A 15843-nucleotide genomic window follows, 5' to 3' on the forward strand; every position below is an offset into this window, starting at 1 on the left:
CCTCGCGCCCCGGGTCCCGGACAGCCGGACGTGCCCGGAGCACAGGCAGAGGGAGTGCGCACCCATGGCCAAGCAGAACGTGTCGGAGCAGTTCGTCGACATCCTCGCGCGGGCGGGCGTCAAGCGTCTGTACGGGGTCGTGGGCGACAGCCTCAACCCGGTCGTCGACGCCATCCGGCGCCATTCCGGCATGGACTGGATCCAGGTCAGGCACGAGGAGACGGCCGCCTTCGCCGCCGGTGCGGAGGCGCAGATCACCGGCACCCTGGCGGCCTGCGCCGGCTCGTGCGGACCCGGCAATCTGCACCTCATCAACGGCCTCTACGACGCACACCGCTCCATGGCCCCCGTGCTCGCGCTGGCCTCGCACATCCCGTCCAGCGAGATCGGCCTCGGCTACTTCCAGGAGACCCATCCGGAGCTGCTCTTCCAGGAGTGCAGCCACTACAACGAGATGATCTCCCACCCGCAGCAGATGCCGCGGCTGCTCCAGACGGCCATCCAGCACGCGATCGGCCGGGGCGGCGTCAGCGTCGTCTCGATGCCGGGCGACGTCGCCTCGCTGCCCGCCCCGGAGAAGTCCATCGAGCACGCCCTGGTCACCTCGCGGCCCACCGTGCGGCCGGGCGACGAGGAGATCGAGAAGCTCTCCCGCATGGTCGACGAGGCCAGACGGGTGACGCTCTTCTGCGGGAGCGGCACCGCGGGCGCGCACGCCGAGGTGATGGAGTTCGCCGAGCGGGTGAAGGCACCCGTCGGGCACGCCCTGCGCGGCAAGGAGTGGATCCAGTACGACAACCCGTACGACGTCGGCATGAGCGGGATGCTCGGCTACGGGGCCGCCTACGAGGCCACCAACGAGTGCGATCTGCTGATCCTGCTCGGCACGGACTTTCCGTACAACGCCTTCCTCCCCAACGATGTGAAGATCGTCCAGGTCGATGTGCGCCCGGAGCGCCTGGGCCGGCGCTCCAAGCTCGATCTGGCCGTCTGGGGCGATGTCCGCGAGACGCTGCGCTGTCTGACCCCGCTGGTGAAGGCGAAGACCGACCGGAAGTTCCTCGACCGGATGCTCAAGAAGCACGCCGACGCGCTGGAGGGCGTGATCAAGGCGTACACCCGCAAGGTCGACAAGCACATCCCGATCCATCCCGAGTACGTGGCCTCTGTCCTGGACGACATCGCCGACGAGGACGCCGTGTTCACCGTCGACACCGGCATGTGCAACGTCTGGGCCGCCCGCTATCTGACGCCGAACGGCAAACGCCGGGTGATCGGTTCGTTCAGCCACGGGTCGATGGCCAACGCGCTGCCGCAGGCCATCGGCGCACAGTTCACCGACCGCGGCCGGCAGGTCGTCTCGATGTCGGGGGACGGCGGATTCACCATGCTGATGGGTGACTTCCTCACCCTCGTCCAGTACGACCTGCCGGTGAAGGTCGTGCTGTTCAACAACTCCTCGCTCGGCATGGTGGAACTGGAGATGCTGGTCGCGGGACTGCCGTCGTTCGGTACGACCAACAAGAACCCCGACTTCGCGGCCGTCGCGCGCGCCTCGGGGGCGTACGGCGTACGGGTCGAGAAGCCCAGGGAGCTCGAGAGCGCCCTCAGGGACGCCTTCAAGCACAAGGGGCCGGCCCTCATCGACGTGGTCACCGACCCCAACGCGCTCTCCATCCCGCCGCGGATCAGCGCGGACATGGTCACCGGCTTCGCGCTCTCCGCCGGCAAGATCGTGCTGGACGGAGGCGTGGGCCGGATGGTCCAGATGGCCCGCTCCAACCTGCGCAACGTGCCGCGCCCGTAAGGCCGGTGGCGACCACCCCGTCGGCCCCGTCGGCCCCGACGGCGGGCGTACCCGGTGCATGATGCCCCGTCAGGTCATGGGTCCTGACGGACTCTTGGCACCCCCTGAGCAATGTGACATATTACTGACGTGTTCATGAGACAGCCTTTGGACGTCGTCGTGGTCGGTGCCGGAGTGGTCGGTGCCGCCTGTGCCTACTACGCCGCCCGGTCCGGACTCTCGGTCGCGGTGGTGGACCGAGGGCCGGTCGCCGGCGGCACCACCGGAGCCGGGGAGGGGAACCTCCTGGTCTCCGACAAACTCCCCGGGCCGGAGCTGGAGCTTGCGCTTCTGTCCGCCGCGCTCTGGCGCGAACTGGCCGAAGTGCTCCCTGCCGCAGTCGAGTTCGAGCAGAAGGGCGGACTGGTCGTCGCGGCCGACCCGGCCTCGCTGGCCACGCTCACCGCGACCGCGGCCGGCCAGGCGGCGGCGGGAGTGCAGTCCTGGGCGGTCGATCCGCACGAGCTCCAGGCGGTCGAACCGCATCTGGCGTCCGGACTCGCGGGCGGATTCCTCTATCCGCAGGACGCGCAGGTCCAGCCGGCCCTGGCGGCAGCCCACTTGATCCGCGCGGCCCGTGACGCCGGTGCCGAGCTCCACCTCGGGGAGGCGGTCACGGCCGTGCTGACGGGGCCGACGGGGGCGGTGCGCGGCGTACGCACCGGCGCGGGCGATCTGCTCGCCCCGGCAGTGGTCAACGCGACGGGCGTACGGGGCGGGGAACTGGCCGCGCTGGCCGGCGTGGAACTCCCCGTCCTGCCCAGGCGCGGATTCGTCCTGGTCACCGAGCCGTTGCCACCCCTGATCAGGCACAAGGTGTACGCGGCGGAGTACGTCGCCGATGTGTCCAGTGCGTCGGCCGCCCTGCAGACCTCGCCCGTGGTGGAGGGCACCCTGTCAGGGCCGGTCCTCATCGGCGCCAGCCGCGAACGGGTCGGCTTCGACCGGACGTTGTCCGTACCGGTGATCAGCCGGCTCGCGGCGGCCGCGGCCGCGCTCTTCCCGGTGCTGGCGGACACCCGTGTCCTGCGGGCCTACCACGGCTTCCGCCCCTACCTGCCCGACCACCTCCCGGCCATCGGACCCGACCGCCGGGTGCCGGGACTCTTCCACGCCTGTGGCCACGAGGGTGCGGGGATCGGACTCGCGCCCGCGACGGCGGTGCTGGTCACCGCGGCGATCCGCGGGGAGGCATCCCCGCTCGACCCCGGCCCCTTCCGTCCGGACCGTTTCGACGAGGCTCCCCGGCCGGCTTCCGGGGGCTGATCCGGCCACCGTGCCGCCCCATGTTCCGCACCACCCCCGGCCCCGTCCGGACCGCCCGGCCGCCGATCGAGCAGGAGCCCTGGTGAGACGTCCCCGTACCCGAACCGCCGCACCCACCCCCGCAGGCCTGGCCGGCGCCGAGCCCGGACCCGGATTCGAGATCTCCTTCGACGGCCGCCCCGTCCCGGCCCTTCCGGGCCAGAGCATCGCGGCCGCCCTCTGGGCCGCCTCCGTCCTCACCTGGCGGACCACCCGGGTGAACGGGCGGCCCCGGGGAGCCTTCTGCGGGATCGGCACCTGCTTCGACTGCCTGGCCACCGTGAACGGGCGCCCCGGCCAACGGGCCTGCCTGGTGCCCGCCCGCCCCGGCGACGCCGTCACCACCCAGGAAGGGGACGGACATGCCGGACTCCACCGCTGAAGCGGCCGACGGACCGGGCCGCACCGAACTCGCCGTGGTGGGGGCCGGTCCCGCCGGACTGGCGGCGGCCGTCACCGCGGCCGACGGCGGACTCGACGTGGTCCTGCTCGACGCGGCGGAAGCGCCCGGCGGCCAGTACTACCGTGCCCCCGCCCCCGGCCTCGGCGCCACCCGGCCCGAGGCGCTGCACCACGGCTGGGCCGACTTCACCGCCCTCACCGCCCGGCTCGGCCGGCACCGCGCGGCGGGCCGGATCCGCCACCTCGCCGGCCACCAGGTCTGGGCCGTCGCCCGGACCGGGGAGGACTGGACCCTGCACGCAGTCACCGGACCCGAGGGCCGGGACGGCGCCACGGTCCGCGCCCGCCGGCTGCTGATCGCGACCGGCTCCCACGAGCGCCAACTCCCCTTCCCCGGCTGGACCCTGCCCGGAGTCGTCGGCGCGGCCGGGGCCCAGGCCATGCTCAAGTCGGGGCTGGTGCTGCCCGGCCGGCGCATCGTCGTCGCGGGCAGCGGGCCGCTTCTCCAGGCGGTCGCGGTCTCGCTGGCCAGGGCGGGCGCCCGGGTACCCGCCCTCGTGGAGGCCTCCGGATACGCGGCGTACGGGCGCGCGCCCCTGGTCCTCGCCGCCGACCCCGGCCGGCTCCGGGAAGGGGTGCGGCACGCCGCCGCGCTGGCCCGGCACCGGGTCCGGCTGCTGACGCACCGGGCGGTCACCGCCGTTCACGGCACCGACCGCGTGGAGGGCGTCACGGTCAGCAGACTCGACCGCGCGTGGCGCCCGCTGCCCGGGACCGGACGCCGCATCGAATGCGACGCCCTGGCCGTGGGGCACGGTCTGGTGCCCCAACTCGACCTAGCCCTCGGGCTGGGCTGTGCCACCCGGTGCGGTGCGGACGGTTCGGCCGCGCTGGAACTCGACGACGACCTGCGCACCACCGTGCCCGGAGTCTGGGCAGCGGGCGAGACGGGCGGCATCGGCGGAGTGCACCTCGCCCTGGCCGAAGGCGAGTTGGCAGCCCTCTCCATGGTTGCCGAGGCCCGGGGCGGCCGGAGCAGCCGGGGCGCGGACCGCGCGTCCGCGCTGCGCCGGTCCCGGCGCCGGATGCGCGCGTTCGCCGAGCTGATGGGGGCGGTGCACCGGCCCGGACCGGGCTGGACCTCCTGGCCGGAGGCGGACACCGAGGTCTGCCGCTGCGAGGAGGTCCCCGCCGGTGCGATACGCCGGGCGGCCGGCGAACTCGGCGCCGGGGACGGCCGCACGGTCAAGCTCCTCACCCGGGCCGGGATGGGCTGGTGCCAGGGCCGGACGTGCGGCTTCGCCGTGCGGGAACTCGCCGGGTGCCCGCACGGGGCCGCAGACCCCGACCGCCGCGCGCTCGCCTGTCCGGTTCCCCTGTCCGTACTCGCCCGGGCCGACCGCCCCGAGGACGGGTGAGGACATCGGCCTCACCCGTCGCCACCTCTTCCTCTCACCACCGTCCCCTCTTCGAAGGAGCCCCTCATGACGACGAACAACGCCGCACGCACCAGCCCCTGGCGGGGCGTCATGGTCGCCACCCCGCTCACCCTGCGTGAGGACCTGAGCATTGACTTCGACGCGTACGCCGCCCATGTGCGCGACCTCGTCGCCGCCGGCTGCGACGGAGTGGTGCCCAACGGCTCGCTGGGGGAGTACCAGACCCTCACCGACCGGGAGCGCGACGAGGTCGTGCGCGTCGCGGTCGAGGCGGCCGGGGACGGCGCCCGGGTCATGCCCGGTGTCTCCTCCTACGACAGCGCCCAGTCGCGGCGCCGGGCCGAGCAGGCCGCCGAGGCCGGCGCCGGCTCCGTCCTGCTGCTGCCGCCCAACGGATACCCGTGCGAGGACGCGGCGGTCCGCGCGCACTATGCCGAGGTCGCCTCGGTGGGGCTGCCGGTCGTCGCGTACAACAATCCCTTCGACACCAAGGTGGACCTGACACCCCGGCTGCTCGCCCAGCTCCACGCGGACAATTCCGTGGTCGCCGTCAAGGAGTTCAGCGGTGACGTCCGCAGGGCCTACGAGATCGCCGAGGAGGCACCGGGCCTCGACCTGCTGGTCGGCGCAGACGACGTCCTGCTGGAACTCGCCCTGGCCGGAGCCGTCGGGTGGATCGCGGGCTGCCCCAACATGCTGCCCGCCGGCTGTGTCGCGCTGTACCGGGCCGCCGTGTCCGGGGACCTGGACATCGCCCTGCCCCTGTACCGGGTGATGCACCCGCTGCTGCGCTGGGACTCCAAGCCTGACTTCGTCCAGGCCATCAAGGCGTCGATGGACATCGTCGGACGGCACGGCGGACCCACCCGGCCGCCCCGCCTGCCGCTGGGCGACGATGCCCTTGCCGCCGTGCGCTCCGCCACCGAGAAGGCGCTCGCCGAGGGCCTGGACTGACGGGCCGCGACGCCGGAAACGCCCGTAACGCCGCACCACACACCAGACATCCGCCGGACGGGCCGTTCGCACCGGACCGGCGGGACGACCGAGGGGGACTCTTGCGCACGCGTCACATCTTCCACGCCGTCGACTCACACACCGAGGGCATGCCCACCCGGGTCATCACCGGAGGCATCGGCACCCTCCCCGGCGACACCATGGCCGAGCGCCGCATCCACTTCATGGCGCACCGCGACGCGGTGCGCACCCTGCTGATGTACGAGCCGCGCGGCCACTCCGCCATGAGCGGGGCCGTCCTCCAGCCGCCCACCCGCCCCGACGCCGACTTCGGGGTCCTGTTCATGGAGGTCTCCGGCTGTCTGCCGATGTGCGGGCACGGCACCATCGGGGTGGCCACCGTGCTGGTGGAGACGGGCATGGTGGAGGTCACCGAACCGGTCACCACCGTGCGGCTGGACACCCCCGCCGGACTGGTCTCCGTCGACGTCCGGGTCGAGAACGGCGCCGCCACCGCCGTCACCTTCACCAATGTGCCCGCCTTCAGCGCCGGTCTGGGGCTCACGGCCAAGGTTCCCGGTCACGGCACCGTGCCCTACGACCTCGCGTACGGCGGCAACTTCTACGCCATGGTCCAACTGGACGATCTGGGGCTGCCGTTCGACCGGTCCCGCAAGGACGATCTGCTGGCGGCCGGACTCGCCCTGATGGAGGCGGTCAACGCCACGGACCGCCCGGTCCACCCGCTCGACCCCGGCATCCACGGGCTCAAGCACGTCCAGCTGATAGCCCCCGGCTCCGACGCCGTCCGCTCGCGGCACGCCATGGCCATCCACCCCGGCTGGTTCGACCGGTCACCGTGCGGCACCGGCACCTCGGCGCGCATGGCCCAACTGCACGCGCGGGGCGAACTCGCCCTGGACACCGACTTCGTCAACGAGTCCTTCATCGGTACGCAGTTCACCGGCCGGCTCGTCTCCGAGACCACCGTGGGACCGCTTCCCGCCGTCGTCCCCACCGTCACGGGCCGAGCCTGGATCACCGGGACCGCGCAGTACTTCCTCGACCCCGCCGATCCGTTCCCGGAAGGATTCCTGCTGTGATCCCGTGAGGGCACCACGAGCAACGTCACATTGTATTCTTGGGCTCCGCACGGTGCTGGAGGAACAGACATGGCCCGCCTGACGTCGCTCAACGTGATCTCGGCGCAGGAGCATCTGCGCGACCAGGTGGCGCACGCGCTGCGGGCGGCACTGATCTCCGGTGAGCTCAAGCCCGGGACCGTCTACTCCGCGCCCGCGCTGGCCTCCGAGTTCGGTGTCTCCGCGACGCCCGTCCGCGAGGCGATGCTCGACCTGGCCCGGGAGGGCCTGGTCGAGGCCGTCCGCAACAAGGGCTTCCGGATCACCGAGCTGACCGAGCAGGACCTCGACGATTTCACCGAACTCCGCGCCATGATCGAGGTCCCCACCGTCGGACGGATCGCGCGGATGGGCCTCACGAAGGAGCTGGAGGCGCTGCGGCCCGTGGCGCTGGAGATCGTCGAGGCGGCGCGCCGGCACGACATCCTGGGCTATCTGGAGGCGGACCGCCGCTTCCACCTCGCCCTGCTGGCGCTGGCCGGCAACCGCCGGCTGGTCGAGGAGGTCGGTGAACTGCGCAAGCGCTCACGGCTGTTCGGCCTGAACAGGCTTGCCGACTCCGGGCAGTTGGTCGCCTCGGCGCAGGAGCACGTACAGCTGCTCGACCTGGTGGTCGCCGGTGACGCCCCCGGGGCCGAGGCCTGCATGCTCGCCCACATGTCCCACGTCCGGTCGCTGTGGGCGGACGGCACGCAGGGCGGCGCCGAACCGTCCGGCCAGGAGCCGGAAGCGGCGCCGGCCGACCGGGACTGAGGCCTCCTGGCCGGCCACCGTCCGTCCCGGCGTTGGCCGGCAGCCGTTCAGCCGTCCAGCAGCTCCGTCATCCACGCCTCGACGCCGTCGGGTGTGCGGGGGAGTGCGGACGACATGAGCCGGGTGCCGTCCCGGTGATCACGAGGTCGTCCTCGATCCTGGCGTCCAGGCTCTGCCGTGCGGGGCCGGCCGCGCTCCAGCGGGCCGTCGTCGCGGTCCGGTGCGGCACGCAGACGTGAGTACCGGCGCCGACGGTCGGACAACCGGGGCCGTTGCCCTCCGTCCGGGCGTGCCGCGCGAGGACGGCCGCCACCCGACGCTCCCCGCACGGGCCATCCACCGCCTGTGGCAGTGACCGTACGACATCCTCGAATCCGGCGATCACGGCGTCGACCGCGCCTGGCAACCCGGCCTGTTCCCATGGGTTTTGACCCGTCCGAGCTCGTCGATCGCGGCGTCGAGCCGCCCTCGGCCGGGCCGTGGCCGGCATGCGGGGCCGCCCGGTGGCGCGCATCCCCGTCCGGCCCCAGGGGCCGGCACATGACTCACCTGGTCCCCGCCGCGTCCTGAGCCGGGGGCACCGGCAGGTCATGGCAGCCGGTGTGCGGGGGAGCCGGGGTTCGGTCACGGGCGGAACTCCGGCTGAAACGGCATCGCCCGCAAGCAGATTGCCGCGGACGGGAGTTGGCGCGCGGATGAATGTGCGCCCAGCGCCTTCCAAAGAACATGTGACATGTGCCATTGTACAGACGGTCGCGCTTGAGGTCGTGCTCATGTCATGAGTCATTCCGGGCTACCCCCGTCCGGCCTCGCCCGCGCCATCCCCCACGCCGCGCAACGTCGCGCGGTCCCCACACCGCTGGGAGGCGGCACGTGAAGAACCGATCGGTTCGACAGAGATTCACCGGGCTATCAACCGTGGCCCTGGCAGCCTGCCTGGGTGTCGGCATGCTCGCCGCACCGAGCCGGGCAGCCGAGCCCCGGCCCTCCGCCGCGGCGTCCGCATCCGCGATTGCCGGAGCCCACAAGCCCGTCGACAGCGCCGCACCGGAGCCGGGAGGCCCCACCGCGCAGGCCCTCACCGCGCCCGTCCAGGACGCGGGCCACATAGGCGGCGGGGCCGTGAAGCCCGCCGACCGGGCGCCGCAGGCCGCGTCGAAGGACGCGCTGAAGCGCGACTACGACGACCCGCGCCCCGCCGCGCCGAGCCACCCGGCCCCGTCGATGAAGGCCAAGGCCCGCTCGGCCGCCAAGGCCGCCGGAATCGCCCCGGCCGCCGCGTGCTCCGTCGCCGACTTCACGAGCCGCACCGGCAGCGCCCTGGTCCAGCAGATCAAGTCCTCGACGACGGACTGCGTCAACACCCTGTTCGGGGTCAAGGGCAACGACGGCTACCTCGCCTTCCGCGAGGCCCAGATGGTCAGCGTCGCCGACGCCCTGCGCGACGGATCGGCCGCGTACCCGGGTGACAGCAGCACCGGAATGCCGCAGCTGGTGCTGTTCCTCCGGGCCGGCTACTACGTCCAGTACTACGACCCCACCACCGTCGGCGACTACGGAGACCCGCTCCGCACCGCCATCCAGGGCGGGCTCGACGCCTTCTTCGCCTCCGCGCACGCCTTCGACGTCACGGACGCCAACGGGGAAACCCTGGCCGAAGCCGTCATCCTCATCGACAGCGCCGTACAGAACGCCCGCTACCTGAACGTCGTCAAGCGCCTGCTCGCCGACTACGACTCCTCGTACGACAGCTCCTGGTACATGCTCAACGCCGTCAACAGCGTCTACACGGTGACGTTCCGCGGCCACCAGGTGCCCGAGTTCATCAGCGCCGTCGAGGCCGACCCGAGCCTGATCGACGCCCTTGCCGGTTTCGCGCGCGACCACCTCGACCTGCTGGGCACGAACCGCTCCTACCTGGCCTCGAACGCCGGCCGCGAGCTCGCGCGCTTCCTCCAGGAGGAGTCGCTGCGGCCCAAGGCGCGCCCGCTCGTCATCGATCTCCTCGGCCGCACTTCGCTGACCGGGCCGACCGCCCCGCTCTGGGTCGGACTCGCGGAGATGGCCAACTACTACGAACCCGACAACTGCGCCGCGTACGGCACCTGCGACCTGGCGGCACGGATCAAGAGCGCCGTTCTCCCCGTCGAGTACACCTGTAGTGACAGCATCCGCATCCTGGCGCAGCAGATGTCCTCGTCCGACCTCTCGAAGGCCTGTACCAGCCTGAAGGGCCAGGACGCCTACTTCCACGAGATCGCACGGGACAGCGGACCCGTCGCCGACGACAACAACACCACCATCGAGGTGGTCGTCTTCGATTCGAGCACCGACTACCAGACCTACGCCGGCGCCATCTACGGCATCGACACCAACAACGGCGGCATGTACCTGGAGGGCGACCCGTCGGCGGCCGGCAACCAGCCGCGATTCATCGCCTACGAGGCCGAATGGGAGCGCCCCGACTTCCAGATCTGGAACCTCAACCACGAGTACACGCACTACCTCGACGGCCGGTTCGACATGGCGGGCGACTTCGAGGACGGCCTCACCACGCCGACCATCTGGTGGGTCGAGGGCTTCGCGGAGTTCGTCTCCTACTCCTACCGTGATGTCACCTACGACGACGCCGTCACCCAGGCGGCCGCGCACACCTACACCCTGAGCTCCCTGTTCGACAGCACCTACGAGAACGCCGACCAGACCCGCATCTACAACTGGGGTTATCTGGCCGTCCGTTACATGCTCCAGTCGCACCGCTCCGACATGGACACCCTGCTGGGGTTCTACCGCAGCGGTGACTGGAACGGCGCCCGCACCCTGCTCACCTCCACCATCGGCAGCCGCTACGACTCGGACTGGAACACCTGGCTGACGGCGTGCGCGGCGGGCGGCTGCGGCACCACCACCAACCCCCCGACATCCCCGGAGTGCACCGCGACCGACGTCCGTGAACTGGGCCAGAACTGCACCCGCAGTGGACGCGAGGCGACCCAGGGCAACTACTCCTACCTGTACATCTACGTGCCCGCCGGCACCGACCGGCTCACGATCACCGCGAAGGGCGGAACGGGCGACGCCGACCTCTACTACAGCGCGAACGGCTGGGCCACCACCGGCTCCTACACCCAGCGGGACACCGGCAGCGGGAACGCCCACACACTGACCGTCGACAACCCGGCGGCCGGGATCAACTACATCAGTCTCTACGCCGTGGAGGGCTTCGGCGGAGTGGACATCTCGACGCAGTACTGATTCCCCGGCCGGGCGTCACGGGTGCGGCTCTCCGCGTCCGTGACGCCCGGACCGGGTTTCAGAGGAGCCGCAGGGCGTCCGGCCCGGTCCGGTCCCGGATGATCTCCACCAGCTGTTCGAACAGGGTCGGTCCGAGCCCCTCGCCGGCCCGCGCCGCCTCCGCCCGCAGACGAGGACCGTTGCTCGCGTGGGCGCGGTCCGCCAGCCTGCGAAGGTAGCGGGCGGTCTCCTCGTGTCCGAGCGCACGGGCCGAGAGTGCGTGTTCGCGCCACTCGATGACGAAGTCGCCGTCGTCAGGTGTGCCCATCCCGCCACTCAGGCAGTCGGCGAAGGCGTCGAGATTCCGGCCGAAGTACCCGCCGGGCCCGTTCACCGCCTCGCCGATCACGTCCCAGAAACGCTCGAGGCCGGTGACCTCGGAGCCGTCGATCACATAGGTCACGGTCATGCGGGGAGCGTACAAGTGCGTGCGCTGCCGTGATCCGCGCCGCAGGTGGGGGACTGCGGCGCGGACCGGATCGGGGGGACGCGGATCAGCAGCCGAAATCGACGAGATCGAAGGTCGCGTAGTGGTCGGCGGTGTAGTAGTCCTCCTGGCTCTCCTCACCCGTGACGATCCGTCGCGCGCCGCGCGTCGGGGAGCCGGGGGTGATCACGGTGTACTCGTGGTAGTAGCCGGTGCTCCGGCCGGGCAGCACGCCTTCGCGGTTCTGGAAGACGACACCGTCCTGGTCGTACGGGAACGGGCCGCCCTCGTCGATGAGATCGAGGGTGTCGTGCGCCTGGGAGGGGAGGTCGGAATAGCAGATGCTGCCGACCGAGGCGGTGGAGGCGGTCGCGGTCGACGCGACGGGGCCGCCGACGAAGAGGACGGACAGGAGGGCGGCCGCGCCGCCGAGCGTGGTGATCCGTGGGGGGATTCGCATACCCACCATGATGACGCGCGTAGATGTGGTCCCGTCAACGCCAATCCGGGTGAATTTTCCGGAAGTTAACCGGAGGGACGGCGAACATCGCGGGCCGCCGGTGGTGACGGCCGTATCTGCAGGCGGGCTCGAGGGGCGCACGAAGACTGCCCGGAACCGCCCTGTTCGCCGCCCTCGTGACGAATCGGCAAGCGTGACTGCCGGTAGGCGGGGCATGCATTGCGTGAGGACTTTCGAGAACAAGGGGGCGATTCACTGTGCGGGCGGGGGAAACGATGGAGCGTCAGGAAGTGGCCCGGATGCACCGCAGACTGGGCCGGGCTGATCTGGCGGCCGTCGCCGAGGTGCGAGGTGCGGTCCGGGAGTTACTGCGCTACCGGTGGAAGGAGGAGCCCGCGCAGGTGGCCGAGCTGCTGCTCAGCGAGCTGGTGACCAACGCGCTGGTCCACACGGGCGACGGCGCGGTCGTGGCCGTGAGCGTGGCCCCGCAGCGATTGCGGGTGGAAGTAAGGGACTTCGTCCCGGGAATGCCCCCCGTGTCGCACGTACCGAACGCCGACGACGGTACGCACGGCCGGGGGCTGATCCTGGTGGAGAGCCTCGCGGACTCCTGGGGGATCAGCCCGCACGCCCTGGGCAAGATGGTCTGGTTCGAACTGGACGGCGAACGGCCCTGACGGTCCGGTGGGACCGTCAGGGCCGCCTCCTGCGGGGCCGTCGTCCGGCGTGTCAGCCGAACTGCTGCTCCAGGTCCTTGAGCTTCTGCTCGAGCGAGTCGAGCCGAGGCAGGGCCTGGGTGTCGTCCTCGGCGGTGAGGTCGGCCGATCGTGGATCAGTCGGGCCCAGTTCCGGGACGCTCGTGGAGTTCGAGCGGTTTACGGCTTGCAGGGATGGCCGGGGTCGCAGAGGCAGCTGACCCGGCTCGGATATGGCGGGCTCCGCGACGGACTGTGCGGAGCCCGTCGCAGGGCTGAGGGCCTGGACGTCGACCTGGGTGCTGCCCCGGCCGACCCTGCCCCAGGCCCGGTTCTGCCGGTTCAGGGCCTTGATGTGCGCCCGGTCCAGCTTCTCCTGGTCCTTCCTGCGGAGACGGTTCTGCTCCTTCTCCCGGCGGTCCTCGCGTACCTCGTCGACCGCTTCGTCCAGCGTGCGAACGCCTTCGAGCAGCATCAGCGACCAGGCGCCGAAGGTCTCCCGGGGGGCGCGCAGCCACCGTACGATCCGGATCTGCGGCAGCGGGCGGGGCACCAGGCCCTGTTCGCGCAGTGCGGCGACCCGGGTCTGCTTCAGGGCCCGGTCGAAGAGTACGGCCGCCGAGAGCGACATCCCCGCGAAGAAGTGCGGGGCGCCCGCGTGGTCGAGTCCGCGCGGCGCGTGCACCCAGTTGAACCAGGCGGCGGCACCGGCGAAGGTCCACACCAGCAGCCGTGAGCCGAGCGCCGCGTCACCGTGGCTGGCCTCGCGCACAGCGAGCACGGAGCAGAACATCGCCGCCCCGTCGAGGCCGAACGGCACCAGGTACTCCCAGCCCCCGGAGAGGCCGAGGTTCTGCCGGCCGAAGCCGACGAGACCGTGGAAGGAGAGCGCGGCGGCCACCGCCGCGCAGCAGAACAGAAGAACGTACGAAGCGGTGGCGTAGAGCGCTTCCTTGCGTCTGCGCCGGTCCTCGCTGCGTTCCCAGGAGTCGTCGGTCGCGGATGTGTCAGAGGTGCGCTTGCCGCGCGCGACCACCGCCACCGCCACCGCCGCCATGACCCCCGCAAGCAGCACGGCGCCCGGAAGCAGCCAGTCAAGCGATATGTCGGTCAGTCTCATGCGCGGTCCCTTGCGTCGCGATAGGGCGTTTCGGGCGCCATCGTGCCGGGGATTCACTCACGTTCAGGCGGTTTCGGGGCAAGAGAACGCCAATGGGGTGGCAGAGCCGTTGGATATTCACGTTCTGGTCGAATGCCCGTATGCGGCAGAGGAGTTGTGTTCGAATCGCGCCACCCGTGCGGGCGGTGTGGATCAGGGGGCGGGCGTCAGCTTCCGGACCCGGTCCGCATCGCAGGTGCGCGGACAGGTGACACAGGTGTCCTCGGGCCGCAGTGTGTAGAAGAGGCAGCAGCTCGCCCGGTCGCGGGTGGGCAGCGACTCGCCGTCCGGCCCGGTCAGTTCGCGGAAGCCCGCCGTGCCGACGTACGGCTTCGTGGTGCCCGGCAGGAGCGCCTCCAGCTCGGCCATGGCGCGCCGCTCCTCGCCCAGGAGGTGGGCGATGTACCAGAGGCCCTCGACGATCTCGTCGGTCGCCATGCCCCACAGGGCCCGCTTGCCGCGCCGCATCCGCGGTCCGAAGCCGTCGAGCACCGGGCCGAGATGCTCGGCCACGGCGGCCAGCACCTCGGCGCGCAGCGCCGCCTCGTCCGCCACCACCCGGGCGCCCGGCAGCGCGGCCGCCGGATCCCCGGGAAGGCAGGCGAACTCCCGTACCCGGACGGTCAGGTGGCCCAGGGTGCGCTGGAACGCGACGTCCTCGACGGGGATCCGCGGCACCCGGCGGTGCAGGAACCACGGCACCGTCACCAGCAGGCAGGCCGGCCAGGCATAGCGGTGCAGGCCGAAGCTGGCGATCACGTCGGGCCTGGCCTGCCGGCCGTAGTCCCGCAGGACCTGGGCGTGGTCGTGGGCGAGGAAGGCGTCCAGGGCGTCGCCGCCGGCCGCGAGCTCGTGCGCGCCCACCCAGCCGGCGCCGTCGGGGGCGGACCGGCCGTCCGCGAGGATCTCGGCGCGCAGCCCGGGGAAGACCTCGGTGAGGCGGGTGTACGCGTCCGCCAAGGCCGAGGTCGTCACTGCGGGAAGCAGGGTGGGGAGAGTCATGCAGGGACCACCGAATCACGATCGTCAGCAGGTAAGCCTTACCTTACCCGACAGGATCGATGTTTGAACTGCGGCCTCCTGCGCCTATCGTGCACAGGGGGCGCGGCACGCGCGAGCCGCACCCGCGACCGGCCGAGGAGGTACCCGTGGAGCAGGGCAGAGCGCGTGAGGAGACGCGGGCGCCGTATCCGTCCGCCGTGTCCGTGACCGCCTCCGCGTCCGTACGGGTGCCGGAACAGGCCCGTGGTGAGCACACCCACAGCGAGCAGGCGCCCCCTCGGGCCGCGGTGCAGCGGCACTCGGTGCGCGGCCAGATCCTGGACGCGCTGCGCGCCGCACTCGTCGACGGCGAGCTGGTTCCCGGCCACGTCTACTCCGCGCCGGCGCTCGGCGCCCGATTCGGGGTGTCCGCCACTCCCGTGCGCGAGGCGATGCAGCAGCTGGCCGTCGAGGGGGCCGTCGAGGTCGTGCCGAACCGCGGCTTCCGGGTCGCCGAGCGCGGCCCGCGCGAGCTGGCCGAGCTGGCCGAGGTCAGGGCGCTGATCGAGGTTCCCGTCATGCTGCGGCTGGCCCGCACCGTGCCGCCGGCCCGCTGGTGCGCCCTGCGCCCCATGGCCGATGCCACCGTGGCCGCGGCCGCCGTCGGCGACCGCGCGAGCTACGCGGAGGCCGACCGGGCCTTCCACGGGGCGGTGCTCTCGCTCGCCGGCAACAGCCGGCTGGTGATGGTGGCCGACGATCTGCACCGGCGTTCCCAGTGGCCCCTTGAGGGCAACCCCGTCACCCGCCGCGCCGACCTGCTGGCGGACGCCTCCGAACACACCGCGCTGCTGGACGCGCTGATCGCGCAGGACGTGGCGGTCGTGCAGTCGCTCGTACGGGAACACTTCACCGGCGCCAGGGGCTGACACCCGGCCCGGCGCCCGCGGGGCGACCGCCCGGGCACAGGGTCCCGGGCCGGCGCC

At 71.9% G+C, this 15843-nt stretch carries 14 protein-coding genes; 10 read left to right on the forward strand and 4 right to left on the reverse strand.

The window, feature by feature from the left end:
- Positions 1 to 64: 64 nt before the first annotated feature.
- From OG782_RS30495 to OG782_RS30530, 8 genes are all read left to right on the forward strand, one after another.
- Positions 65 to 1807: a pyruvate dehydrogenase gene (locus tag OG782_RS30495; protein WP_406456435.1), complete on the forward strand. Its 1743-nt coding sequence runs from the start codon at positions 65 to 67 to the stop codon at positions 1805 to 1807.
- A gap of 129 nt (positions 1808 to 1936) precedes the next feature.
- Positions 1937 to 3112, forward strand: a complete 1176-nt coding sequence (locus OG782_RS30500) for an NAD(P)/FAD-dependent oxidoreductase (RefSeq protein WP_406456437.1) — start codon at positions 1937 to 1939, stop codon at positions 3110 to 3112.
- A gap of 82 nt (positions 3113 to 3194) precedes the next feature.
- Positions 3195 to 3533 (forward strand): (2Fe-2S)-binding protein, encoded by a 339-nt coding sequence (locus OG782_RS30505; RefSeq protein ID WP_406456439.1) that lies wholly within the window; start codon positions 3195 to 3197, stop codon positions 3531 to 3533.
- Entirely contained in the window at positions 3514 to 4971 is a 1458-nt protein-coding gene (locus tag OG782_RS30510) for an NAD(P)/FAD-dependent oxidoreductase (protein ID WP_406456440.1), read from the forward strand. The genes OG782_RS30505 and OG782_RS30510 overlap by 20 nt, the downstream gene beginning before the upstream one ends.
- Before the next feature lie 66 nt (positions 4972 to 5037).
- Positions 5038 to 5946, forward strand: coding sequence for a dihydrodipicolinate synthase family protein (locus tag OG782_RS30515; RefSeq protein ID WP_406456442.1), 909 nt, complete (start codon positions 5038 to 5040; stop codon positions 5944 to 5946).
- Positions 5947 to 6047: 101 nt separating this feature from the next.
- The gene (locus OG782_RS30520) at positions 6048 to 7049 is read left to right on the forward strand and encodes a proline racemase family protein (protein ID WP_406456443.1); all 1002 of its coding nucleotides are present in this window, start codon (positions 6048 to 6050) and stop codon (positions 7047 to 7049) included.
- A 69-nt stretch (positions 7050 to 7118) separates the two neighbouring features.
- A complete protein-coding gene (locus OG782_RS30525; protein ID WP_406456445.1) occupies positions 7119 to 7841 on the forward strand; it encodes a GntR family transcriptional regulator in 723 nt (240 codons plus the stop codon).
- A gap of 873 nt (positions 7842 to 8714) precedes the next feature.
- Complete coding sequence (locus OG782_RS30530; protein ID WP_406456447.1) at positions 8715 to 11096, forward strand: collagenase; 2382 nt, start codon at positions 8715 to 8717, stop codon at positions 11094 to 11096.
- Between the two features lie 58 nt (positions 11097 to 11154).
- Here the strand turns inward: OG782_RS30530 and OG782_RS30535 are convergent, their stop codons facing one another.
- Both OG782_RS30535 and OG782_RS30540 read right to left on the reverse strand, forming a co-directional pair.
- Entirely contained in the window at positions 11155 to 11544 is a 390-nt protein-coding gene (locus tag OG782_RS30535) for a barstar family protein (RefSeq protein ID WP_406456449.1), read from the reverse strand.
- Between the two features lie 85 nt (positions 11545 to 11629).
- Positions 11630 to 12022, reverse strand: coding sequence for a ribonuclease domain-containing protein (locus OG782_RS30540; protein ID WP_406456451.1), 393 nt, complete (start codon positions 12020 to 12022; stop codon positions 11630 to 11632).
- A 311-nt stretch (positions 12023 to 12333) separates the two neighbouring features.
- On the opposite strand from OG782_RS30540, the gene OG782_RS30545 reads away from it, so the two are divergent.
- The gene (locus OG782_RS30545; RefSeq protein ID WP_406459354.1) at positions 12334 to 12699 is read left to right on the forward strand and encodes an ATP-binding protein; all 366 of its coding nucleotides are present in this window, start codon (positions 12334 to 12336) and stop codon (positions 12697 to 12699) included.
- A 52-nt stretch (positions 12700 to 12751) separates the two neighbouring features.
- Here OG782_RS30545 and OG782_RS30550 read toward each other — a convergent pair whose 3' ends face one another.
- Together OG782_RS30550 and OG782_RS30555 are read right to left on the reverse strand one after the other, a co-directional pair.
- On the reverse strand, positions 12752 to 13837 hold the full coding sequence (locus OG782_RS30550; protein ID WP_406456453.1) for a DUF2637 domain-containing protein: 1086 nt from the start codon (positions 13835 to 13837) through the stop codon (positions 12752 to 12754).
- A 192-nt stretch (positions 13838 to 14029) separates the two neighbouring features.
- On the reverse strand, positions 14030 to 14878 hold the full coding sequence (locus OG782_RS30555) for a (2Fe-2S)-binding protein (RefSeq protein WP_406456455.1): 849 nt from the start codon (positions 14876 to 14878) through the stop codon (positions 14030 to 14032).
- 146 nt (positions 14879 to 15024) lie between these two features.
- On the opposite strand from OG782_RS30555, the gene OG782_RS30560 reads away from it, so the two are divergent.
- On the forward strand, positions 15025 to 15786 hold the full coding sequence (locus tag OG782_RS30560; RefSeq protein ID WP_406456457.1) for a GntR family transcriptional regulator: 762 nt from the start codon (positions 15025 to 15027) through the stop codon (positions 15784 to 15786).
- Positions 15787 to 15843 lie beyond the last annotated feature (57 nt).

It is taken from the genome of Streptomyces sp. NBC_00876, from assembly GCF_045207435.1.
Taxonomy (GTDB): domain Bacteria; phylum Actinomycetota; class Actinomycetes; order Streptomycetales; family Streptomycetaceae; genus Streptomyces.